The sequence below is a fragment of the Sinobaca sp. SA16-1 genome (assembly GCF_059510515.1).
In genome coordinates, this window is sequence record NZ_JCAKFL010000001.1 from 589,703 (window position 1) to 613,958 (window position 24,256).

At 47.7% G+C, this 24,256-nt stretch carries 20 protein-coding genes; 7 read left to right on the forward strand and 13 right to left on the reverse strand.

The genetic code is table 11. The annotated features are described in order from the left end of the window. The first annotated feature begins 154 nt into the window (after positions 1 to 154). The gene (locus AC5W2J_RS02870) at positions 155 to 745 is read left to right on the forward strand and encodes a polysaccharide deacetylase family protein (RefSeq protein WP_496057975.1); all 591 of its coding nucleotides are present in this window, start codon (positions 155 to 157) and stop codon (positions 743 to 745) included. On the opposite strand, the gene AC5W2J_RS02875 is transcribed toward AC5W2J_RS02870, so the two are convergent. After that, complete coding sequence (locus AC5W2J_RS02875) at positions 730 to 1,386, reverse strand: GntR family transcriptional regulator (protein ID WP_496057976.1); 657 nt, start codon at positions 1,384 to 1,386, stop codon at positions 730 to 732. The two genes, AC5W2J_RS02870 and AC5W2J_RS02875, sit on opposite strands and share 16 nt — an antisense overlap. A 147-nt stretch (positions 1,387 to 1,533) precedes the next feature. Between AC5W2J_RS02875 and AC5W2J_RS02880 the strand changes: the two genes are divergently transcribed. Next, the gene (locus AC5W2J_RS02880) at positions 1,534 to 2,166 is read left to right on the forward strand and encodes a LysE family transporter (protein ID WP_496057977.1); all 633 of its coding nucleotides are present in this window, start codon (positions 1,534 to 1,536) and stop codon (positions 2,164 to 2,166) included. Positions 2,167 to 2,197: 31 nt separating this feature from the next. Here the strand turns inward: AC5W2J_RS02880 and AC5W2J_RS02885 are convergent, their stop codons facing one another. The 3 genes from AC5W2J_RS02885 to AC5W2J_RS02895 all read right to left on the reverse strand — a co-directional run bounded on the left by AC5W2J_RS02885 (position 2,198) and on the right by AC5W2J_RS02895 (position 6,870). Beyond that, entirely contained in the window at positions 2,198 to 3,406 is a 1,209-nt protein-coding gene (locus AC5W2J_RS02885) for an MFS transporter (protein WP_496057978.1), read from the reverse strand. 24 nt (positions 3,407 to 3,430) lie between these two features. After that, complete coding sequence (locus tag AC5W2J_RS02890) at positions 3,431 to 5,479, reverse strand: thioredoxin domain-containing protein (protein ID WP_496057979.1); 2,049 nt, start codon at positions 5,477 to 5,479, stop codon at positions 3,431 to 3,433. Between the two features lie 170 nt (positions 5,480 to 5,649). Next, entirely contained in the window at positions 5,650 to 6,870 is a 1,221-nt protein-coding gene (locus AC5W2J_RS02895) for a hemolysin family protein (protein WP_496057980.1), read from the reverse strand. 196 nt (positions 6,871 to 7,066) lie between these two features. On the opposite strand from AC5W2J_RS02895, the gene AC5W2J_RS02900 reads away from it, so the two are divergent. Beyond that, positions 7,067 to 7,744: a GntR family transcriptional regulator gene (locus tag AC5W2J_RS02900; protein WP_496057981.1), complete on the forward strand. Its 678-nt coding sequence runs from the start codon at positions 7,067 to 7,069 to the stop codon at positions 7,742 to 7,744. 51 nt (positions 7,745 to 7,795) lie between these two features. On the opposite strand, the gene AC5W2J_RS02905 is transcribed toward AC5W2J_RS02900, so the two are convergent. The 8 genes from AC5W2J_RS02905 to AC5W2J_RS02940 form a co-directional block, all read right to left on the reverse strand. Next, entirely contained in the window at positions 7,796 to 8,851 is a 1,056-nt protein-coding gene (locus AC5W2J_RS02905; RefSeq protein ID WP_496057982.1) for a tartrate dehydrogenase, read from the reverse strand. Positions 8,852 to 8,978: 127 nt separating this feature from the next. Then, positions 8,979 to 9,716, reverse strand: a complete 738-nt coding sequence (locus AC5W2J_RS02910; protein ID WP_496057983.1) for a hypothetical protein — start codon at positions 9,714 to 9,716, stop codon at positions 8,979 to 8,981. A 109-nt stretch (positions 9,717 to 9,825) separates the two neighbouring features. Then, a complete protein-coding gene (locus tag AC5W2J_RS02915; protein ID WP_496057984.1) occupies positions 9,826 to 10,314 on the reverse strand; it encodes a hypothetical protein in 489 nt (162 codons plus the stop codon). Positions 10,315 to 10,486: 172 nt separating this feature from the next. Then, a complete protein-coding gene (lpdA, locus tag AC5W2J_RS02920; RefSeq protein WP_496057985.1) occupies positions 10,487 to 11,881 on the reverse strand; it encodes a dihydrolipoyl dehydrogenase in 1,395 nt (464 codons plus the stop codon). An 11-nt stretch (positions 11,882 to 11,892) separates the two neighbouring features. Continuing rightward, on the reverse strand, positions 11,893 to 13,128 hold the full coding sequence (locus AC5W2J_RS02925) for a dihydrolipoamide acetyltransferase family protein (RefSeq protein WP_496057986.1): 1,236 nt from the start codon (positions 13,126 to 13,128) through the stop codon (positions 11,893 to 11,895). 35 nt (positions 13,129 to 13,163) lie between these two features. Then, complete coding sequence (locus tag AC5W2J_RS02930; RefSeq protein ID WP_496057987.1) at positions 13,164 to 14,198, reverse strand: alpha-ketoacid dehydrogenase subunit beta; 1,035 nt, start codon at positions 14,196 to 14,198, stop codon at positions 13,164 to 13,166. Positions 14,199 to 14,201: 3 nt separating this feature from the next. Next, complete coding sequence (locus AC5W2J_RS02935) at positions 14,202 to 15,212, reverse strand: thiamine pyrophosphate-dependent dehydrogenase E1 component subunit alpha (RefSeq protein ID WP_496057988.1); 1,011 nt, start codon at positions 15,210 to 15,212, stop codon at positions 14,202 to 14,204. 185 nt (positions 15,213 to 15,397) lie between these two features. Further along, positions 15,398 to 17,224 (reverse strand): sigma-54-dependent Fis family transcriptional regulator, encoded by a 1,827-nt coding sequence (locus AC5W2J_RS02940; RefSeq protein WP_496057989.1) that lies wholly within the window; start codon positions 17,222 to 17,224, stop codon positions 15,398 to 15,400. A 550-nt stretch (positions 17,225 to 17,774) separates the two neighbouring features. On the opposite strand from AC5W2J_RS02940, the gene AC5W2J_RS02945 reads away from it, so the two are divergent. Next, positions 17,775 to 18,839 carry a ketopantoate reductase family protein gene (locus AC5W2J_RS02945; RefSeq protein WP_496057990.1) on the forward strand — a complete coding sequence of 355 codons (1,065 nt, stop codon included), beginning with the start codon at positions 17,775 to 17,777 and terminating at the stop codon, positions 18,837 to 18,839. A 186-nt stretch (positions 18,840 to 19,025) separates the two neighbouring features. Further along, on the forward strand, positions 19,026 to 19,559 hold the full coding sequence (locus AC5W2J_RS02950; RefSeq protein WP_496057991.1) for a flavodoxin family protein: 534 nt from the start codon (positions 19,026 to 19,028) through the stop codon (positions 19,557 to 19,559). Between the two features lie 388 nt (positions 19,560 to 19,947). Here the strand turns inward: AC5W2J_RS02950 and AC5W2J_RS02955 are convergent, their stop codons facing one another. Beyond that, complete coding sequence (locus AC5W2J_RS02955; RefSeq protein ID WP_496057992.1) at positions 19,948 to 21,030, reverse strand: hypothetical protein; 1,083 nt, start codon at positions 21,028 to 21,030, stop codon at positions 19,948 to 19,950. A gap of 491 nt (positions 21,031 to 21,521) precedes the next feature. Here AC5W2J_RS02955 and AC5W2J_RS02960 point away from each other — a divergent pair, with 491 nt between their 5' ends. Together AC5W2J_RS02960 and AC5W2J_RS02965 are read left to right on the forward strand one after the other, a co-directional pair. Further along, complete coding sequence (locus AC5W2J_RS02960; RefSeq protein ID WP_496057993.1) at positions 21,522 to 23,219, forward strand: DUF2207 domain-containing protein; 1,698 nt, start codon at positions 21,522 to 21,524, stop codon at positions 23,217 to 23,219. A 224-nt stretch (positions 23,220 to 23,443) separates the two neighbouring features. After that, positions 23,444 to 24,238 carry an SDR family oxidoreductase gene (locus tag AC5W2J_RS02965; RefSeq protein WP_496057994.1) on the forward strand — a complete coding sequence of 265 codons (795 nt, stop codon included), beginning with the start codon at positions 23,444 to 23,446 and terminating at the stop codon, positions 24,236 to 24,238. The last annotated feature ends 18 nt before the right edge of the window (positions 24,239 to 24,256 follow it).

Genomic DNA, 24,256 nt, shown 5'->3' on the forward strand with positions numbered 1-24,256 from the left:
AAGCAAGCAGTATTTCCAGTAAGCAGAACAGTAGGCGCATCCCATCCTTTCCACTATACTAATAAAAGATGAAAAAAGAGGAGGAATCAAGATGCGGCAGTCCCCTTGAATTGCAAAAAAAGGAGCTGGGTCCAGCTTCCATACCGATCATGCATTGACGAATGCGGCGTCTCTTGTTCCCTCTGCAGAAAAGGCGGTTTTTTTAACCTTTGATGATGGACCAAGCCGCTGCACCCACCAGATTCTCGATATATTAAAAAACAAACAGGCAAAGGGAACTTTTTTCTGGCAGGGACGGCTTATTCATCCCCGGCGGCCTGCGCTGAGAGTGACAGAGGAAGGCCATACGCTCGGTTCGCATACCCATCGCCATCCCAACCTTACGTCGCTTTCTTATGAAAAACAGAAACATGAAATCCAGAGCAGCCTTCAGGCGATCAAAAGCATCAGCCCGGCTCAAATCGACTATTTCCGGCCGCCCTACGGCCGCTATAATAAAGAAACAGTCCGTGTCGTACGGGAGCTGGGGCTCGAACTTGTGATGTGGGACACGGTATCATTTGACTGGAAAGAAAAAAAGAGCCCGGACGCTATTCTCTCGAACGTCATGGACTCTGTACAGCCGGGATCGATTGTTCTGCTGCATGAACTACAGCAGACGGTCTCCGTTCTGCCTGAACTAATTAATATGCTTCATACCGAAGGCTATACATGTCTGGCGCTTCCTTCTCAACGAAGCGGATAATCATGGTCAATCGGACGGAAAAAATTAGTTCGGGTCACTTCAGCCGCTGTTTTGGCGTCACGCTCTTCCATCGCATGAATAATCTGCTCATGCTCTTCAATCGACTCTTCCGTCAGGTTAATGGAATCGTGATAAAACAGCCGTCGGACATGCGATTGCAGGGACAGTGTCGTTTTGGAAATATACGGGTTATGAATGCTGTCGACAATAATGTCATGAAATTTTTCATCCCATTTCAGCGCAGCCCGGTGGTCGCCGGCCTGAATGGCTGTTGTAAACTGCTCGTTAATGTCCCGCAGTTCTTCTATCGTTTCCCCGCTCATAGCTTTTGCTGCTATTTCCGCAGCCAGCGCCTGCAGCGCGGCGAGCGGCGGAAAAATTAAGACAGCATCTTCCGGCTTCACCTGTGTAATCTGCGTCACAACGCCAGGCTTCATTTCTACGAATCCGTCTTCGTTTAACAGCTGCAGTGCCTCTCTAATAGGCGTTCTGCTCACCCCAAGCGCCTCTGCAAGCTCGGAGTCGTTAATTTTTTCTTCAGGCTGAAGCGTTCCGTCAATAATCCATTGTTGAATTTGCAAATACGCCCGGTCTTTTGCGGATTTTCGTTCCGGTTTAGGTAAATCGGATGGAATCGGCACAGTCTATATCACCTTTCACGTCTTTTTCGTTTAATTAAAGTATAAAGCAAAAAAAATAACCGCGCCACAACGTGCTTTTTCTTCCTAAATATGGTATATTCTAATATGTAATATATTGCATACGTATATTGTTAGGAGAGACGCACAATGGAAAATTTAGCGGCATACGTTTTTATGGCTGCCATGATGTCTATGCTTCCCGGAGCAGACACGGTACTTATTATGAAAAATACACTCTCGCACGGTGCTAAAGCCGGACGTTTTACTATACTGGGGATGGCTACCGGCCTAACCTTCTGGACAATTATTGCGGTATTGGGATTATCAGTAGTTATCTCCCAATCCCCTGTCCTGTTCGAAACGATTAAATATATGGGTGCTGCGTACTTGTTTTATTTAGGCCTCCGCTCTTTTACGACGAAAAGCTCTTTTTCTTTCACAGAGGTTCAGAAAAGCGCCGATGAAACAGCCGCTGCCGGCAGAAGAGGCCACTCCAGGGAGTCTTACCTGCAGGGCGTACTGAGCAACATCCTTAACCCTAAAACGGTCGTTGTGTATATTACCTTTATGCCGCCGTTTGTAAATATGAGCGGCAACGTGCCCCAGCAGTTGATGATTCTGGGCGGTATCTTAACCGTTATCGCCGTCACCTGGTTTCTTGTGCTCGTGTTTGTCCTTGATCACGTCCAGCGCTGGCTGAAAAGTCCGCGCTTCCAGCAGATATTTCAGAAATCGACCGGCCTTGCTTTAATGGCTTTCGGTGCCAAGCTGATTTTCTAGCGTTCGACACCTTTCAAAAAACCGGCCTCCTTTAAAAGGAGGCCGGTTTTTTCATGTTATTTACTGTTGGTTTTCTGTCTTTAAAATAGATCCAGACGACGCCGAGGGCTGCCGCAGCAAAAAGGCTTCCCATCACAAACACAGCGTTCAGGCCGATATTTTCAGCTACGGCCCCTCCAATAAGGGGCCCGAGAAAAATACCGAGCGCATAAAATGACTGATAAAATCCCATCACGGAATTTTTCAGCTGATTGGCCGGCAGCCGGGCAATATTGGCAAGCAGAAGCGGCAGGACGACACCAAGTGCCAGACCAATCACGCCGTGTACGAGGCTTAAGGTCAGCAGCGAATTCGTCAGTGGAACCAAGGCTAGCATCACCACGGTTAAAACCAGCCCACTAATAAAATAAAACCGCTCGCGCTCTGCTGGAATAGAAGCAAAGGCGACCCCGAGCGACGCGGCCGCATGCGGTACAAAAAAACCGGTCATGAGCCAGATCAGTTCGCTTTCTGTCACGCCGAGAGAACTGGCATACAACGGGGTAAACCCAAAAATAGTAATAAACATAACTCCATGGCACAGCATGGATACCGTCGTTACCGGAAACAGGTATTTCACTTTCAGTGTTCCGGTTACGTATTCTGACAGCTTCATTTTTGGAGCATTTCCCGTTTCCACCGGTACGACTTTCACTCCTAAGGCAAGCACCAGACCGAGAACAGAAAAAACGACTGCAATCCAGAACGGCAGCGCCCAGCCAAACTGGTACACAAGAAAACCCGCACTTGCCATGCTGATAAACTGGGGCGTTACCGTTAAAAACTGCACGGTTCCCATCGCCCGTGAGGATTGATCGGGCCGGAAATACTGGGCGTACATAATCGTTGCCATCACCCACATCGCAGCCGTTACGCCGGCAAACAGCCGGGCCAGTAGAATAGGGAAAAAGGAATCGAAGTAAATCAACATCAGCCCGCTTACAATTGCAAAAGCAAACCCTGCTACATACAAGACTTTGCGCATATGCTGAAGCCGGTCGGAAAGAATGCCGAGCGGAAACCGCAGCAGCACCTGGGTCACGCCGTAGCTTCCGAGAATAATGCCGATCATATCCAAAGGAAACGCCTGGTATTCCAGGTACAGGCTGAATGTCGGAATATAAATATACGTAGCAAACCAAAAACAAAAAATACTAGCTAGAAATAATATATGGTGGCGGAGCGTAATCGTCGTTTTCATGCCGTACCTTCTTTCAGCCGGAACTTAGTCGCTGATGCCTTTTATCAAATCTACTGCCTCTGCGGCAGAAGTCACCGGGGTATGGCAGGAATAGTTTTCACATACATAAATAGTCGTACTGTTTTCCAGCTTTTTGTAGCCCTGCACGAAACGGACTGCCGGCTTCAACTGCTCGGCCTCTTCCGCGACGAGAAATGTAACGTTCGGATGAAAATCCTCCTGCAGGGAGTCGACGATATATTTCGTTTCTTCATCTTCCATGCTGGAAAGAACGACGACCTCTTTGGAAGAGGCTACAAGCGCACCGAGCGCCTGCAGAAAGTACATGTGGCTCTGCGGATACTGGGCCAGGTTTCCGGAAAACGCCTGCACGCAGCCTTTCGCGGTGTTTTCAAATACAGGATCTCCTGTCAGCCTTCCTAATCGAAGAAGTTGATAGGCAGCCACACTGTTTCCGGACGGCATGGCACCGTCGCTTGTTTCTTTTGGACGCACGAGAAGGGACTCGGCATCGCTTCCGTAAAAGAAAAAGCCGCCTTCCGCCTCATCCCAGAACAAGCGGATCATTTCGTGTCCGAGGACTTTGGCCTGTTCCAGGTAGTGCAGCTCAAACGTGCTCTCGTACATTTCAATGGAGGCCCACAGCATATTGGCATAATCCTCCAGAAAGCCTTTATGCTTCACTTCGCCGTCACGAAAGCGTACCATCAGGCGCTCTCCATCATATAGTTCTTTCTCAATAAAAGAATAAGCCTGCTTGGCAGCAATTAAGCTGTCTGCCTTTTTAAATACCCGGCCTGCTTTAGCCAGGGCGGCAATCGTAAGGCCATTCCAGGAAGTAAGAACTTTATCGTCTTTTAAAGGAGCCGTCCGTTTTTTTCTGGCGTCAAACAATTTCTTCCGGGCGTCTTCCAGCTTCCCGCGGAATGTTTCTTCGTCAATGCGGAAGGAAAGCGCTGCTTCTGATATAGAAGAGCCGATCGTATGCGGAATGCTGCTGCCTTCGAAATTGCCCTGTTCGGTAATATGATACACCGCGCCGTACTGTTCGGCCAGATCTTTGCCAAGAATCTGCTTTAATTCTTCAGGCGTCCAGACGTAGAATTTCCCTTCCACACCTTCCGAATCCGCATCTTCTCCGGAATAGAAGCCGCCTGCGCCGTCCTGCATGTCGCGGAGCAGGTAGGCTTGAATATCCCGGGCGGTTTCCCGGAAACGGCGCTCTTTTGTTACCTGATAGGCTTCAGTATATGCCATCAGCAGAAGCGCGTTATCGTACAGCATTTTCTCAAAATGGGGCACGAGCCACTTCTCATCTACAGAATAACGGGAAAATCCGAATCCGATGTGATCATAGATGCCTCCGGACGCCATGTGATCGAGCGTCTGCACGGCCATATTAAGCGCTTCTGCTTCGTTCGTATCCTGATAATAGCGGAGCAGAAACAAAATAGTGTGAGGCGTTGGGAATTTCGGCGCAGAGCCGAACCCGCCGTGCAGTTTGTCAAAGCTGTGAAACAGCTGCTGATAGCCCTGGGCCAGCGTCTCTCGTCCAATATCTATCTGGCTGGAGGCATAACCCGGCTGCAGCACTATTTCCATCTGATCGCTCACCTGTGCGATTTTAGCCGGGTCTTCGTTATACTTATCCGAGAGCTGTGTTACGACATCTATAATGCCTGGCATACCCTGCATACTCTTTTTTGGAAAATACGTTCCTGCATAAAATGGCTTCTGATCCGGTGTCAGAAACACGTTAAGCGGCCACCCGCCGTGACCTGTCATCGCCTGGCAGGCTTTCATATACAGCGCATCAATATCAGGACGCTCTTCGCGGTCCACTTTGATGGCGATCATTCGTTCATTTAAAAGTGCCGCTGTATCTTCATCCGCGAAGCTCTCCTCCTCCATCACATGACACCAGTGGCAGGTGGAATACCCAATCGAAACGAGCACCGGCTTGTTTTCCTTTCTGGCTTTTTCAAACGCTTCCTCTCCCCACGGAAACCAGTCGACGGGGTTATCTTTATGTTGAAGCAAGTAAGGTGATTTTTCATATTGCAGTCTATTCATTCAAACACGTCCTTTCTTTCATAGTATAGACGAAAAAGAAGCCGCCCAAACGGCGCCTTCTGTATTTTCTCATAGTTTGTCGTTTTTTTCTTTTCGAGTCTGTTTATTAGGCTTCTATATGGTAGCTTCATAAAAAACGCCGCCCCCTCGGACGGCATTAGGTACAGATGCTATTTTTCGATACGTACTTTGCTGATCGTTCTTCCTCTGGTTTCGAGTATTTCAAACGTCAGCTGATCGCGTTCGAGCGTTGCGCCTTCTTCCGGGAAACCGTTATGCTCTTTCAACAGGTAACCTGCGAGCACATCCTCTTCTTCCGGTATCTTTGTATCAAACACTGAATTCAGACGGCGCAGTGTCACCTTTCCATCGCAGATCACCTCGGAATCCGACACCTTTTTAATACTTGCTTCCTCTTCCAGATCCATTTCATCTTCTATTTCCAGACCGATCATCGCTTCAATAATATCCTCATGTGTCAAAATGCCTTCGGTGCCGCCGTATTCATCCAGTACAATCGCCATATGTTTCTTTTCTTTCGTCATACGGCGGAACACCCAATCAATTTTATGAAATTCGTATACAATCAGCGGATCGGGCGAACTGAAGGCTTCCAGCGGCCTTTCCGCTTCCATCGCCCAGGAAATTAAATATTTGGAATGAAACACGGAAACAATATCATCTATATCGTCATCGAATACCGGGTATCTTGTGTATGGTTTTGCAATCACTATGTCCCGTACTTCTTCGAAAGAAGCTCTAAGAGGCAGGGCTTCCATCTCAACCCGGGGCGTTTTCAGCACGTCTTTTACATTCAGGTTATGAAAATCGAGCATTCCTTTAATACGGTGGGACTCGGCTTCGTTAAACGTCCCTTCGGATCCGGCAATATCGACCATCGTCCGGAACTCTTCTTTTGAGACCGATGCTTCTTGTACCTGGCCTTTCGACAGGATCTTCGTTATAGCCCCTGTCAGTTTATTAAGCACAATCGTAATCGGTTTAAATATAATAACAAAAAAGCGGATTACTGGATAAATGACCGGTGAAATACGGTCTGCAAATGTTGCTGCAATCGACTTCGGTATGACTTCAGAAAAAATAATAATAATAACAGTCAGAATGGCTGACGCAATTCCAATACTTACCCCGTATTGAATCGCAAGAGCCGTGACGAGCGTCGGCAGCAGAATATTGGCTATGTTGTTTCCTATTAGGATTGTTGTAATAAATTCACTCGGACGTGACACCAGATCAAGCAGTTTTCCTGCTTTTTTATCTCCGTTTTCCGCTTTCGTCTGCAGCTTCATTTTGTTCGTTGCCGTCAGCGCTGTTTCACTTCCGGAAAAGAAAAATGATACAAATAATAAAATGATGATCGCAATGATCACTGGGGTTCCTCCTTGGCTATGTACAATGACATAATCGTTAGTGTAGTCTGATGTAGTAAAGCAGGTTTTCGTCTTGATTTCTGCTTCTTCGTGTCCGCTCTTTCCTATTGCTTTTCCTCCGGCACCGGTTATAAACATGCTATACTTGGGGAAAGAACAGCCGGAGATATACCGCAATGAAAGGAGCTGGTTTCACGTGAAACAACCGGGCATTCAAAAGCCTATTCCGTATTACGAGCAGTTTTACCATTCCCTGAAGGCCATGATCGTAGAAGGCACGCTTACCCCCGGCGAGCGTATTAACGAAACGCAGCTGGCAAAGGATTTCGGGGTAAGCCGCAGCCCGATACGCGAAGCCATCCGGGTGCTTGAACGGGAAGGACTTATCGTTTCCGATGAAAAAGCCAAAGTAATGGTGTATCAGCCTACGTTTCAGGATGTAGAAGAAATTTATCAATGCAGGCAGGCACTGGAATCCTTTGCCGTGCGCTTAATGATAGACGCAGCAGACGCAGACGAAACCGCACAGATCGGCCGGGTGCTTGAAGAAACGAAACAGGCCATTCATCGGGAAGCGCCGGCCCGGGAAATCATTAAACTGAATGAATCCTTTCATAATCATATCATTCTCTTCAGCAGAAACAACCGCCTCAAAAAACATATTGATGAACTTCGCTCTTTAATGTATTTGTTCCGGACCTACAATTTCACCGGTACCGATAGAGCTTTAACAATAGAAGCCGAGCATACAGCGGTGTACCGGGAAATCAAAGCCGGAAACAAAGAAGCCGCAGCGAAAGCCATGATCGATCATCTTGAGCACGATCTCAACTATTTAAAAGACCAGCTGCAGACGAAAGCACTTATCGTATAACCTATATGAGACAGAATAAAAGCCCGGCTCCCCAGCCGGGCTTTTATTTGACTACGCCTGCAGGCGGCGGATGATTTCATCTTTCACCTCTGTAGTAGTGGAGGTTCCTCCAATATCACGGGTCATAATACCGTCTGCAATAACGCCTTCAATTACTTCAAGTAAACGATCAGCTATTTTTTCTTCTCCGAGATGATCAAGCATCATCTTGGCTGTCCAGATCTGGCCGATCGGGTTTGCAAGCTCCCTGCCGACAATGTCAGGGGCAGAGCCGTGCACCGGTTCAAACATGGAAGGATATTTGCCGTTCATATTAATGTTCGCTGCAGGTGCAATACCGACGCTTCCCATAATGGCTGCACCAATATCGGTTAAAATGTCGCCGAATAGATTGCTTGCGACAATTACATCGAATCGCTCGGGAGCTGTCACAAAAAACGCGGCCAGCGCATCAATATGCTGGGAGTCTGTCTGAAAGTCGGGATATTCCAACGCTACTTCTTCAAAGATTTCGTCCCAGAAAGGCATGGAATGAATGATGCCGTTGGATTTTGTTGCGCTCGTTACTTTTTTGCCGCGTTCTGCCGCCAGTTTAAACGCATGACGTACAGCCCGTTCGGTTGCTTTTCTCGAAAACACGGCGCTTTGGATGGCTATCTGGTTTTCCCCTTGATATATACGGCCTCCGATCTCGCTGTATTCGCCTTCACTGTTTTCGCGGACGACCACAATATCGAAATCGTTGGGATTGGCCAGCTTCGATTGCAGGCCTTTGAATGTTTTAGCCGGCCTCATGTTGAGCACCTGCTCAAAATTGCGGCGGATGTTGATCAGCAGCCCCCACAGGGAAATGTGATCGGCTACCAGCTCCGGGTTTCCAACCGCCCCTAGAAATACGGCATCAAATTCTTTTAATGTCTCCAGCCCGTCGTCGGGCATCATCTTTCCGTGCTCTAAGTAGTATTCACAGCTCCATGGAAACTGCGTAAATTCAATCTCCACTCCTCCGAACGCCTGCACTGCAGCCTGTACAACTTCCTCTGCTGCCGGTACGACTTCTTTTCCAATTCCATCACCGGGGATACTCGCTATTTTTAATGTTCTCATCTACTCGTCCTCATTTCCGTCGACCGTCGACTTTTTATCATCATATCCTACCTTTGTTTATTTGTAAACGCCTCCATATATGTATAAAAAAGAGTCTTCCCTTTTAAAAAAAGAAGACTCTTCGCTGTCAGCGGCGGACCGGCCGGCTCGGCCGGAACTGCTGGCGCATAATATTATAAATGGCGGAGACATAGCTCATTGGATGGGAAATTTCTTCGTTCTGCATCGTGTAACGCTCCATCTCAATTCGTCCGGACCGTGTACTCATAGACGTCGACAGGTCTTCATTGTATATCGCCATCGCCCGCTTTAAATAATATTGATGCTCTTTCTTGAGCTTGCTGTTGGCGGACAGCTGATGGGCAATATCATCCCGCACTGCCCGTGATAAATCGGTGCGGTCCCGGGACGACAGAATCAGCATGTCCATTAAATGCAGGGTTTTTGAACCGGAGTGCTCTTCGATTTTCCGCTTGGCCGTAATGATGGAGCTGAGCATAATTTGATAAAGAGCACCGTACGCAATAATATTTAAAAGACTTGTTAAAAAGCCGCCTCCAAACAGTTCAAACAAATACAAGCCGGCATTCCGGTACAGCAGGCTGCCATAAATAATATTGAGTACGATAGAAGCAAGCAGCCACTCCATGGCAATCATGCCGAGAAATACGGCGTAGTTTCGGTTCAGCTTGTCTTTTAGCATGCGACGGAGAGCAATAGCAAAAGTAAAAAGCAGAATAGGCGTCATAATAATGACGAGTAAGTCAAAAAAGTTAGCACTTCCTGTAGGCACGGGAAGAGAGGTAATGCTGCCGGTTCCGCCGGAAATAATTCCGCGGCTGCCTTCAATAGCTGCAAATATCATATGTGTCGTTCCCCCTGTTATATGTATCAAATCATCTACCTATTATACCACGCGCGGCGGGCTTTCCAAGCTGATAAAAAGACGTCCCTTTTCAGGCACGCCTTATGTATTAAATAAGCTTATGAGTGCTGTCTTCGCCGACTTCGTCGGTCCAGAATACTTCAATTTCATTTAACCGGTGAAACTTGCTCGGGATCAAAGTAATGATAATGTTGGCTCCGTTTCCTTTAATGACTCCTTTTCTCCAGTTGCTGCCTTCGTAGGAGCGGTGTTCAGTATAATCGGCGCCGTCAAATAAAATTTCTGTAATTCTTGCTTCGCCGTTACCAATATTGGTAATAACGATTTCCTGGCGCGCTCCTTTTATCACCTTATCGATCGTGAAAAAGGCTTTATGCTGATTGTCGATTTCGTTTCGGAGCCGGCTTTCTTCCTGCTCGTAGTTCTTTTTCACATATTCTATGTGATCCTGGGCAATGGTAACCTGTTCTGCTGCGGCCTGTGCCTGCTTTTTAGCTGTATTTGCCTGCAGCCATGCAAACAAGGCAGCTCCCAGGCTGATTACGATCACAAGTATATTTATTGAGGTCATTGTCATTCATAACTCCCTTCTATGATAAATAGTATAAGAAATAAACAGCGTGCCACCAAGTCCGGCGGACAGAGAAAGCTCTTCATTAGTATAACAAAAATAAAAACCCTTATTGCCGGATTGGTGCTTTTTCGATGATTTTCCACATTAAAAAGCAGGAGAGCGCACTCTCCTGCTTCTACAATTGATGAATCGGCGTGCCGATTGCTTTTTCTGCAGCTTCCATGATGCTTTCTCCAAGCGTCGGATGCGCATGGACAACAAGAGAAACGTCTTCAGCAGTTAAACCGGATTGAATGCAGACGGCCAGTTCGTTGATGAGCTCCGGAGCGCCTTCCCCCGACGCTTCTGCACCTAATATCGTTCCGTCTGCCCGATCGGTGATCATCTTAACCATTCCGGCTCCAGCATTTAATGTCAGAGCCCGGCCATTGTGGTTTATCGGAAAATTATCTGCGTTCACTTCGTATCCTTCTTTTTCCGCGGCGTCTTTCGACAAACCGACCGAAGCGAGCGGCGGATCTGAGAAAACGACAGCTGGAATAACGTAATCGGTGCTGTCGCCATCCTCTCCTTCCAGTGCCTCGCATACTAATTTCCCCTGTTTGGAAGCGCGGTGGGCAAGAGCCGGTCCCGGCGTAATATCCCCGATCGCAAAAATATGGGACACGCTTGTACGACAGGCCGGACTCACCTCAATAAAGCCTTTATCATCGACCATAATACCTGCCTTCTCCAGCTCCAGCTTCTCTGTATTAGGCTTTCTCCCTACGGTCACAAGCACATACTCACTTTCCTGTGTTTCTGTCTGCCCGCCTTTTTCATACGTGACGGAAGCGGATTTTTCAGTCGTCTCCACCTTCGTTACCTTCGTATCTGTATGCACGGCTACGTTCGACCGGGCTTCCAGCTCTTTAGCGACCAGCTTGGACATAGACGCTGGAAACCCGGGCAGAATGGAAGACAATCCTTCAATGATCGTTACTTCCGTTCCGAAATTGGCAAACATCGTCCCAAGTTCGATGCCGATATAGCCGCCGCCAATTACCGTTATCGACTCCGGCTTTTTGGTTAAAGCAAGCGCTTCAGTCGACGAAAGTGTGCGGGCATTAAAAGGAAACGCCGGAATTTCAATAGGAGAGGAGCCGGTGGCCACGATGCAGTGGGAGAATGTGATTTCCTGCTCCTCTTCTCCCGTTACCTTTACCCGTTTAGGATCAACGAAAGCCGCTTTTCCCTTTAAAATAGTCACCCCCGCTGCCTGCAGCAGCCCTTTCACTCCGCCTGTAAGCTGTTTTACAATGCCTGTTTTCCACTGCTGCAGCTTCTGAAAATCAATTTCCGGCGCCGGATATTGGATGCCGGCTAATGCCGCCCGGGCGGGCATCGCTGCATAGTGACCGGCTTCAATTAACGCTTTGGAGGGAATACAGCCCACGTTTAAACATGTGCCGCCGAGCTCACCTTTATCCACTATCGTCACCTTTGTGCCATTTTGGGCCGCACGGATTGCGGCCACATATCCTCCGGGACCCGCACCGATAATAAGAAGCTCTGTGTTCTGCTCCTTCATCCGCCCACCTCCTACAGCATCATCTGATACGGATGCTCCAGTGAAGCTGCGACATCTTTTAGAAACCGGCTTGCCGGATCGCCGTCAATGATGCGGTGGTCAAAGGTTAAGCTGAGCGGCAGAAATTTCCGTGCCTGCGGCTGCCCTTCGATCATAACCACTTCTTCCTGCAGCGAGCCGATGCCGAGAATACCGGCTTCCGGCGGGTTCAGAATCGGGGTGAAGTACTCGATTCCTGTTGCTCCCAGGTTCGTAATGGTAAACGTCGAGCCGGACATTTCGTTTGTATCGAGCCGGTTTTCACGTGCTTTTTCTGCCAGGGTTTGAATGCTCTCCGCCAGTCCCAAAACCGATTGCAGTTCGGCATGGAACACTACCGGCACGATCAGACCGTCATCAAGCGACGCGGCAATACCTAAATGAACGTATGGATACGTATGAATCGCGTCTTCAATATAGGCACTGTTCATGCCGGGATGAGCCTGCAGGCTTTTCACGACCGCTTTGGCAATAAAAGCGGTCAGCGTCAGCGTCACGGGCTCCCCGTTTTGCTCCAGGCTTTGCTTGGCCTGCTTCTGCACGCTGAGCAGATCCGTTACATCTGCTTTTTTCATTAACGTCAGCTGTGCGCTCTGCAGCAGGCTTTGATGCAAATTCTCTGCGATGGCTTTTCGTATGCCCCTTACCGGTGTTTTTGTTACGGCTTCTTCTATCCCGGCGTAAGGAACGATTTCCGTTTGAGGCGCTGGTTCCTCCGGGACAGACACAGCATGATTTTCTACGTCCTGCTTGGTAATTCGTCCCTGCGGTCCCGTGCCTGAAAGCTCTTCGAGCGGAATGTTTTTTGATTTTGCCAGCTTTTTAGCCGCCGGAGAAATTTTAATATGCCTGGAATCTGACGCCGATCGGCCGTTTGTTCTCGGCGCTTCTTCCACCTCGGCCGACGATGACTGCTGCCCGGCTTCCGGCGCTTTATCATCGGTCTTGGCACCAGGTTTCGGCTTTTCCCCTTTTTCCCCAATATAGGCGAGCGGCTTCCCTACCGCCAGCGTATCATCCACCTCTGCAATCACTTCGATAATGACCCCGTCGGCCGGGGCTTCCAGCTCATTCGTAATTTTATCGGAGCTGATCGTGACAAGGGGGTCCCCTTTTTTCACTTCATCGTTCGGTTTAACGAGCCATTCCACGATCGTGCCTTCCTCCATGCTCATTCCAAATTTAGGCATCACCACTTCCTGTGCCATGCGCCTCACTCTCCTTCAGCCTGTTCTTAGGTTTATCAGCTTGCGACAATAGATTCGTCGTCAATCAGTTCAGCGACCGCTTTAATCACTTTCTCCGGAGATGGCAGATACAGATCTTCCAGCGATGGGGAAAATGGAACCGGGCTGTGTGGTGCGGTTACCATCTTTATCGGGGCATCAAGGAAATCAAAGCCTTTATCCGCTACCATGGCTGAAATATCGGTAGCCGCGTTGCAGCGTGGATTGGCTTCGTCAACAATGACGAGCCGGCTTGTTTTCTGGACCGATTTTAAAATAGTGTCTTCATCAAGCGGCGACAGGCTGCGCGGATCTACTATTTCGGCCTGAATGCCTTTTTCTGCCAGCTTGGCGGCTGCATCGAGTGCCGTCTGCACCTGCTTGCCGATTGCAACAATCGTTACGTCATCGCCTTCCCGCTTAATATCCGCTTTGCCGATTGGGATTTTGTAATGACCTTCCGGTACTTCTCCTTTAACATTGTAGAGTGTCTTGTCTTCAAAGAAGATCACAATGTCATCGTCTTCAATCGCGGAAATTAAAAGCCCTTTGGCATCAGCCGGCGTTGAAGGCACAACGACCTTAAGCCCTGGAATAGCGGTAAACATGCCATACAGGCTCTGCGAATGCTGGGCCGCCGCCCGGAACCCGGCGCCGTGCATTGTGCGGATAACAAGCGGAATTTTCGCGTGCCCGCCAAACATGTAGCGCAGCTTCGCGCCCTGGTTCATCACTTCATCGAGGCAGCTGCCGATAAAGTCGTTAAACATCAGCTCGGCAATCGGTCTCATACCGGTTGCCGCTGCGCTGACGGCCGCGCCGACGTAGCCCGCTTCTGCGATCGGCGTATCGAGAACCCGGTCGCGTCCAAATTCCTGAACGAGTCCCTGGGTGACGCCCATTACGCCGCCCCACGCTTCTTCATCCTGCAGGTGGTCTACGTTCGCTCCGCCCGCTACATCCTCTCCAAGCAGAATCACATGTTCATCATTTCGCATCGTAATGGCCATAGCTTCATTGACTGCATCCGAAAAAGATATTTTTCTTGTCATCTTTTATTCCTCCCCGCCCGGCTGGTATTCGACGTACACATCTGTGGTGAGCTGGTCTGCTTCCGGCATTGGACTTTTCTCTGCAAATTCCACCGCGTCTTCTATTTCTTTCCTTACGTTTTCGTCAATGGAATGAAGCTCATCTTCTGACGCCAGATCCGTAGTCAATACGTGCTGGCGGAAGCGGATAATCGCATCCAGTTCCTTTAGATGCTCCTCGCGCTCTTCATTCGTTTTGTACTTCTGGGCGTCTCCTTCGAAGTGGCCGTAGTTGCGGTACGTTGTGCATTCAATTAACGTCGGGCCTTCTCCGTTTCTTGCCCGCTCTACAGCGCGTTCCGCTGCTTCATATACTGCCATCGTATCTTTGCCGTCCACCGTTTCACCCGGAATATTGTAAGAGGCCGCCCGGTCGGCAATCGATTCGCAGCTGGACGCATATTCAAATGGAGTGGCTTCTGCGTACCCGTTGTTTTCCGCGACAAAGATAACCGGAAGCTTCCAAATCGCCGCCATGTTGATGCCTTCGTGGAATGTGCCGTGGTTATTGGCGCCGTCACCAAAGAAACAAACCGCCACCCCGCCTGTTTTGCGGAGTTTGGCTGACAGCCCTGCTCCGGTTGCGAGAGGGAAACCACCTCCTACAATCCCGTTTGCACCAAGCATGCCTTTGCTGACATCTGCAATGTGCATCGAACCGCCTTTTCCTTTACACAGCCCGGTCGATTTACCGTAAATTTCGGCCATCATGCCTTTCAGGTCACACCCTTTGGCAATGCAGTGACCATGGCCGCGGTGGGTGCTTGTGATGCTGTCCTTGTCATCGAGATGCGCACATACTCCGACTGCCACCGCTTCTTCTCCTGCATACAAGTGAACAAATCCCGGCAGGACGCCTGTGCTGAACGTTTCATGAACCTGGTCTTCAAACCTGCGTATTTCTGCCATCTTCTGATACATCCATTTTGCTTTTTCCGACGTAAGTGACTTCTGCTGCGTTTCCGATACTCCCATTCTCGTTAACCTCCTTATGAGTAAATGATGCCGGAATCCGGCCGTTCTACTATGAGTAATTGCAAAATCCATGCCAAAAAGAGAACGCTTACAAAATAAGCATTCTCTTCTTTTTATTCTGTATGAAATTGGGAATCTGCGGGACATGTCCCATTTTGTCTCAAATCGTCCCACTCTGTCTTTTTTCAGGAAAGCTTGTACTTAGCCAATTTCCGGTAAAAGGAGCTTCGGGGAATGCCGAGCTGTTCTGCTGCCAGGGAGGCTTTCCCCCCGTGCTGACGCAGCGCCTTTTCCAGATAATCCTTTTCCATCTGCTCCCGGACAGAAAGCGACGGAGCCGGCGGTGTTTCCTCATGCTCGGGGGAAATCTGCTGCATGTAGGCTTCGATCTGACGGGCAGTAGGCGTTTCCTCCTGAAATTCTACATACAGGCCTTCGAGCACATTAAACAGTTCGCGGATGTTGCCTTCCCATTTCTGCCGCTGCAGCACTTGAATGGATTCTTCCGTCCACGTAAACAGCCATCCGTTTTGATGAAAATAGTAATGCACGAGCGCAGGAATGTCCTCCCGGCGCCGGCGCAGCGGCGGCAGATGAATCGCATATACGTAAATCCGGTAATACAAATCCTCCCGGAAGGTGCCGCTCTGTACCTGTTCGCCGAGCGGCCGGTTGGATGCGGTAATCAGCCGGAAGTGGACGCGTCTTGTTTTGTCTCCTCCGACCGGCGTGACTTCTTTTTCCTGAAGAACCCGCAGCAGTGCCACCTGCATCGCAGCCGGAATTTCACCAATTTCATCCAAAAACAGTGTGCCTCCATCCGCCTGCACGATTTTTCCGGGAGCGCCCTCTTTCTTTGCGCCCGTAAACGCTCCCGGCGCATAGCCGAACAGCTCGCTTTCGAGCAGATTGGCCGGAACGGCTCCGCAGTTAATCGCAATAAACGGGGCATTGGAACCGGCATGGCTTTCGTGGATAGATCGGGCCATCACTTCTTTTCCGGTACCCGTCTCCCCCGTTATATGAACGGTGACATTCGTACGGGAGGCTTTTTCCGCTTTTTCAAGCACGTGCCTGAATGCGCTGCTTGCACCGGTAACTCCTTTAAAGGCAAAGGTTTCGGTCCAGCCGGTGCCATATCGTTCCGGTTCTTTCACCGGAACTGCCACGTAACTTCCGATCACCTGTCCATCGTTTAACGAATATACCGGCTGCCTGGTCCCGGCAAAAGGCAGATTTTCCATAGAGTCACCCGGGGATACGCTCAGGCTCTTTTTTGCCTCCGGGGAAAGATACACAATACGGCCCCTGCGGTCCGCTACAAGAAAGGACGTCTCCTGTTTCCCAAGACGCTCGAGCGCATAATGCATGAGGGCAATTTCTTCTTCTTTAATAACCTGCTGCCACTTATGCTCAATCGCGTAGGCGGCGGAAACGACCGTGCCGAGCAGATGCTCATGATAACCCGCCGCGGATGGGCTGGAAATATCGAGAATGCCGATCACATCTCCTCTTTCATCCCGGATCGGGGAAGCCGAACACCCCCAGCTCTGGGAGGCCAGCGAGAAATGTTCCGGTCCGTTCACCGTAATAGCTTCTCCTGTAGAGAGCGCCGTCCCAATCGCATTCGTGCCGACTTCCTTTTCCGTCCACTTTACGCCTTCTGTAAAATTAATATGCGTTGCAAGCGCTTTTGCTTTGTCCTGCCCCATCAGCTTTAATACATAGCCATCTCTGTCAATCAGCAGAATGATCATGTTCGTTTGGGCATACATCTGTGCCAGCTTCTGCATAAATGGCACCGCAATTTCAATCAGCCGTTTGTTTTCCTCGCGTTTTTTCTGAAGGGCCCCGCTCTCAAGGCGCAGAATCCCTTTTCCATTGTATGGATCCACTCCGTTTTTCCGGCACTGGTACCAGGAAGCGGCAATCCGTCTGCTGATCCTGGACGTGTCCAGCGACCCTTCCTGCACGAACCGCTTCCACTGCTCTTTTGTTACCTGACCAGCCATCATGAAGCTCACCTCAATTATATTTTATAAAAGACAGGTCTGCTTTTTCATCTGCATGATAGAAGTGTATGAGTGGAATTGCCGTGTCGTATTGTCTCTTCTTTTAAGTATATATGATAACGCTTACATATGGTAGGGAGGAATTGCACGCAGCTCGTTGATTGAGTTTGAAGCTGGTATTATATTGTAGACAGCTGTAAAAAAAGGTCCTCATCGCGTGAAAATAATTTTTTCGGTAAATCGTAAATATATAAGATCTATAAATTGTAACTAGTTTACCTTTTTTGTTCATGATAAAATAAAATTTACAATATTCGGTATATTTACCTCCGCAAATAAAATCCAATTGTCTTTTACATCATCCCCCTTCTCTAACTATAAATTCCTTCGCTATTATTTACTCCAAAAGATGCACTTTCCTTTTCTCTCCGTTGTTTGTCAATCCTGAAAAAAAGGAGGCCGGCTCTGAAAAAATGGCAGCAATCGGATCAAAAACTAAAAGGCCTACACTCGTTTTCTGCTTATACTACTTTTAAAAGGAGTGTTGATCATGAAAAAAAAGATTCTTATCTATGGGGTAGGACCTCTCGGCAGTTTATTTGCCGAGCGCCTCGCTGAAGCCGGCCACTCCGTGTTTCTGCTCGATCATGGAGAACGGCAGCAGGAGCTGAAGGAGTACGGTGTGGTTATCCAAAATGCTGAATCCGGCGAACAAACGATTACAAGTCTACCAGTAGTAGACAAGCTCAACGAGGAAGATGAGTACGATTTAGTTATTGTGCCGATGCGCAAGAATTTGGTTTCCGACATTCTGCCAAGTTTAGCCGCCAATAAAAAAGTGCCAACCTTTTTATTCATGATGAATAATGCGGCAGGGCAGCAGGCGTTTATTGATGCAGTCGGCAAAGAAAGAGTTATGGCCGGCTTCCCTCTTTCCGGCGGCTTTAAGAAAGGGCACGTGATGCATATGCTGCCGGTGGACGAAAAAAAGCCCGTCACTCTCCCAATAGGTGAAGTAGATGGAAATATTTCTGACAGAACCCGTGAGGTCGCAGCGATTTTGGAATCCATGCGCGGTTACCGGGCAGAGATTCGCAAGGACATGGACGATTGGCTGAAAACGCACGTAGCATTGCTGATTCCAACATTTGCTCCGGCCGTCTATGCCTGCAATACTGATTTGAAGCATTTCGCCGATACCCGTGATGCCCGGGTCATGCTAAAGCGCGCGCTTCATGAATCATTGCGTGCCACCCAGAATGCAGGGATCCCCCTTACTCCTCCAGGTCTGCGGATTGTCGATGGAATTCCTGAACCTATTTTTGTGGCAACTCTTGGCAAAATGGCAGGCAATTCAACATTTGAAAATGTGATGGGGCATTTAAACAACGCGGCGGATGAAGTGAAACATTTGACCGATGAGTTTTATGAGATGATCCGTCCAGGAAATACGCCGACACCGACTGTAGACCAGCTTGTGGAATATACGTACGGCAGCAAAGAACCCATGCCTATCGGGGCCAAAAGCATTCCTCTGCAGTGGGGAGCCATATACGGGACGGCTATTGGCATTGCAGCCGTTGCCGGCCTGATTAAAATAGCAAAGAATAAATAAAATTCTCATGTCCTGCCGAATGATAAAAAAACAAAGCCACATTTACCCTTCATTCCAAAAGTTAAATATACGTTCGGGAACGAAAACGGCAGGGCGCACGGTGGGGCCAGGGAGCATTTGCTTTTTCGTCCATAAAAAGCTCTTGCTCCACTGGTTACCAAAGTCGAATTTCCGGGAGGATGTTCCATGAAATCATTAATTGTTTATTATTCCCATTCGGGAAACAATGAAAAGCTGGCTATGGAGTTACGGGATAGAATGGAATGCGATATGTACGAGATTAAGGAAGAAAAGAAACGGAAAGACCTTTCCATTCTTTTCGATATTTTATTAAAGCGTAATTCGCGCCTGGCTGCTATTGACTTTGATATAAGCGGCTACGGGGCAATCATTTTACTGGCACCTATCTGGGCGGGGAAAATTGCGACGCCAATGCGGACATTTATCAAAATGGAAAAAGATAAATTAACGAATTATTCCTTTATCACCTTATGCAGCGGAGCGGATGGGCAGCGGGAAAAAATCACGTCCGAACTGTCTACCCTTACCCCGCAAAAACCAACGGCGGTGGCAGAGCTGTGGATTAACAACCTGCTTCCTGAAGACCAGCGCAATAAAATCAAATACACGAGCAGCTTCCGGGTGGAAAAGCAGCATATGCAGCAGTTTGATGCAGAGATCAAATCCTTTTTGGAGAGTTTCCAGCCGGTGAGGGGATAGTTGAGGAAGCAGCAATACTTTCACCGGTCGATCCCAGTAATGCTCGTATTGTTTATAAGCGAGATATATGGATTTCTTATTACAGGTGTTTCTTTTTTTATAAAAGGGAGCAATCCCTCTTTTCATAATATTAAATCGTATAATAAAAAATGCTTATCATTTACCAGGAATAAATTACACGGAAAAAATCCGAGCCCAGAGAAAGACTCCGGGCTCGGCACAAGCGATTATTCAGGCTTTTTGGAAAGCCCTTTATTGTTAGCTACCTAAGATCTTAGAATATTTATTTCTTTAAATATCCCAACTTTTCAGCATAATAACAGCTAATAAAATAACAAAAAAGCAGCCCACACACCTTGGACCGCTTTTTCTTCTTTCCTCTATGCTTTCAGACTGTGGTTATTTTAATAAAATCTGATCGGGAGACCTCGAAGAAGAACCGGTATTTGCCTATGTCTCCTCCATCATCTATGCCTTGAACAACAAGATCGTGGGTCCACCGTTCTACGGGACGGGAATCGTCTTTGCGCCGATAGACAGGTTGAAGAGGCGGCCCTGAACCAGCCATTAGTTCTCCAGCTGAAATAAACTTTGCTTCCACTGGGTAAGCATCGTCCCCCATTCCAAGAACATTGCCTACCACCCACAAAGAAGCTTCGTAGAATGTTTCGTCTTCGCTGGCTACAACCGACTCAGCTCCAGCACCTATCAATCCCCCGGCTGCAGCTGCAGCTGCCTCATTCAGCTTAGCGGCGACCCTGCGGGCGATATCCTCAATGTTTCCACTGTCGTTTTCTATCCATGCTACGCGAATGTACAAATCTTCTACCGTAACATCTTCCACTAGAGGCATTTGTGGAAATGTGAGCCGTGCCCCCGGCTTGCCCATATTCAAGTGCTTACTGGCCGGAATCCGTATTGACTGAATCAATCGGTTGGCTGGTCCATGTACGGAAATCACCCCATATACCTCGTCAGAGCTTTCCTGCCGTACCTGGCACTCAATCGCTACCAACCGCACGGTAAATTCAGAAGTTTGAATTTGGTGTGTTTGGCGATTTTGATGAACGTATTGAATGTGACCCGAGCGGCACTGCAAAATCCACTTTCCTGGTTCCATCTCAGATATAGAAAATTTTGTTGGGTCCAACGGCAGACCAACTGGAGAAAATTCCCCACCGGAGCGTTTCCACGCCTTTATGAGTTCCTTTTCGGCCTGTTGTTTTTCCAAAATCCAGCTAATGTTATTATGAAAATCACGATCAATCTTGTCGACTGGAACTTTATACTTGTTTTGGCCATTGTAGCGTTCTAGAACAGTAGAATCTTGACCGGGGATTAATTTTTCAGTTATAACTTTCTGGAACCGGTTAGAAGCTTGCGTAGGAAATTCAACCGCTTTTGGAGTGACTTTAAGCTGACCGCTTCGCAAAGCGGCAGAAATTAGGTCAACATTTTTAGAAGCAGGCATAACACTCCCTCCTTTCGTCCTTTAGTCTAATAGCCTTACTCTTAAATCGGCTCATCAAACTTCCAGTCTACTAAGTGCTTTTCTTTTTCATCCCCTCTCATTGGTTATTTTAAAACATTTGATTCTTTTTCTAATAAAAATATTTTAATGCTATCTTCAAAAAATATGGAAAAATATAATTATTGAAAAAAGCTTCTCATATTCAAAGCTTAAAATTTGTCTCTATGTATGAAACGCTCTCAAAGTCTTTACAAATTTAATTACTATAATTTTTCAACTAAATAATATCACATTTTCAATAAATTGTGTTAAATAATTTAAATATTATGAATATTTAAATTAACATTTAAAGATTTTATAAAAGTAAAAGGCATAAAATAATATCTTTGGAAATTTTTTTAATATATCTTCCAAATATTATCCAAAGTTTAATTTTATAAAAACTTTTCTCTTTATAAGAGAGTATAATTACCTAAAGAGGAGGGATTCTCATGAGAATAAAAAACAGTGCCGCGATACTTGCTTCTGTATTTTTATTAGCAGCTCCAACGACTGCCGGTGCGTTTGAACTCACTATTCCTGAAGCAGAAATTGATGCTTTTCTGCAGGAAGATGGGACGGTGCAGGTGGAAGAATCTTTTACTTATGACTTTGAAGGGGAATTCAATGGCGTTGTCAGAACGCTGAATCACCCGGAATATGCTCCTATTGAAAATATAGAAGCATTTGAAAATGGAGAACCGCTGGAAATCGAGACGGAAGAAGAAATCGTTCACCGTATTCACCGGCTGGGAGAAGATGAAAGCTTTACCGTCGATCTTCAGTATACGATTGAAGACGGGGTAGAACGCTACGATGATCTCGGCGAATTTTACTGGGCGTTTTTCGACAGCTCGAACGAAACAGATTACGAGTCGGTGCAGATTCGGGTGCACCCGCCGGGATCTTCCGAAGAAACGGAAGCGATCGGCTACGATGAAGCGGAAAATTCAGAGCAGATCACTGACGAATACGTCCTATTTGATATGGGGCAGGTGGAAAGCGGAGAAAATGGAGATGTCCGCGCCGCTTTTGATAACACACTGTTTGAAGGTGTCGCCCGAACTGCTGACGGCTCTGCAGCCGAAGAAATCCAGGAAGAAAAAGAAGAACAGGAAGAAGCTGCGGCTGCCGCCGCTGCCCGCCAGGATTTTCTATCAAATGCTGCACCGCTAGCCATTCCTCTTCTTGCCCTGCTGTTTTTAAGCGTGATTTATATGGATCGGAGAAAATACAGCCACTTGAAACAAAGTGCCTATTCCAATGACCTCACTCCCGGGCCGCCGCCGCTTGAGCTGAGTATGCCTGCTACGATGTATTACGTAAGTCCAGCTGTCACCTCTGAAATGCTTACTGCTTCATTGCTTGATCTTGTCAGGCAGGGTAAGGTGACGCAGGCAGGAGAAGACAGCTTTCGTCTGGAGAGCCGGGAGAATCTGAGAACGCATGAAAGGATTCTCGTTTCGATGCTGTTTGATGAAATGGGAAAGGAACATGTATTTCGTCTCTCCGACATGGCCGACTATTTGAAGAACGAAAAGAATTATGAAACCTTTGAGGCAAAAAAAGTCGAATGGGATAAAGCCGTTACAGCAGAAAAACAGGAAGCGGCTTTAAAAATCAATAAACGCGGTTTCAAAATAAGGCTGGGAACTGCAGCTTTCCTCCCCCTTGCTTTAGGAATTTTGTATATTGTAGACGGTATGCTCGTGCCGTTTGTTTTCCTGCTTGTGCTGTTCCTTTTTGTTTTCGGATATGCGCTGGTGTACCAGCCCAGAACCGAAAAAGGATGGAAACTGCTGCGGGACTGGAAAGACTATAAAGACGAAGTGGCCCGTTATGAAACGAGCGACTGGCAGACCCTCCCGCCGGAAGAACAAAAGCTTGCTTTTGTATACGGACTTGGGTTGAACTTGAAGTCTGTCACGAAAATGAGTGAAGACCTGACAAAAGAATTCTCAACCAAGCCGGAGGTTTCCGGCGGATACAACAGCAATGTGCCCATATTTATGACAGGCGGCCTCCTCGCCAGTACGCAGTTCCAATCATCTTCTGCAGAAGCGGCAAGCTCTTTCAGCGCTTCCAGCAGTGGAAGTGTTGGAGGAGGAGGCGGTATTGGCGGAGGCGGTGGAGGCTCCGGTGGCTTTTAATAGATAATTCATTATGTTATTGAGGTTCCATTACGGCTGATCAAACAGAGAAACAACCGTTTTCTTCAAAAAGGCGGTTGTTTCTTTATGTTCCCAAAGGAAAATTTTCCTTTAAAGGCATAATTATATAAATAAAAAGAAAATTTCTCACTTCCAACCTTGTTATTATTCATCCGGCATATTAAGATGACTTCAGGATATAGTTCGGAAGGAGTTGACACAGAATGCGTCCAACGGAACCAGACATCACCTCATTTAATATGAATTTTTTCAGCCTGCAGGGAAAAACGGCCATTATCACCGGCGGCAATTCAGGGCTCGGCCAGGGATGCACGCTTGCTCTGGCCAAGGCAGGCGCAAATATATTCGCTGTCAGTATGACAGATGATGACGACCTGACCCGGAAATTAGTGGAACAGGAAGGCGTTCAGTATCACCTGAAAATTGCTGATATTACGCAGGATAATGTATGTACGGAAATAGTAAAGGAATGCATTAATCTCTTTGGCACGGTCGATATTCTGATGAATAACGCAGGCATCGGCATATACGAAAAAAATGTAACAGAATTCACGAGGCTCCAGTGGGACAAAATGGTGTCCGTTAACTTAACGGCTCCTTTTGAATTAGCGAACGAAGCTGCTAAACATATGATTAAGCAGAAGAGCGGAAAAATCATTAACACGTGCTCCGTCTTCTCTTTTCTGGGCGGCCAATGGTCTCCGGCGTATGCTGCAACCAAACACGGCCTGGCAGGTTTCACGAAAGCTTACTGCGATGAGCTCGCTCAGTACAATATTCAAGTGAACGGCATCGCGCCGGGCTATTTTGCAACCGACATCACAAAATTAACGAGAGCAGATATCGAAAAAAACCAGCGCGTTCTCGATCACATTCCCGCCAACCGCTGGGGAAACATTCTTGATTTAATGGGAACCGTTGTTTATTTGGCATCGGATGCGTCCAATTATGTGAACGGCACACTAGTTACCGTCGATGGCGGCTATCTTGTTCGATAAATTAAATACAAAGGAGAA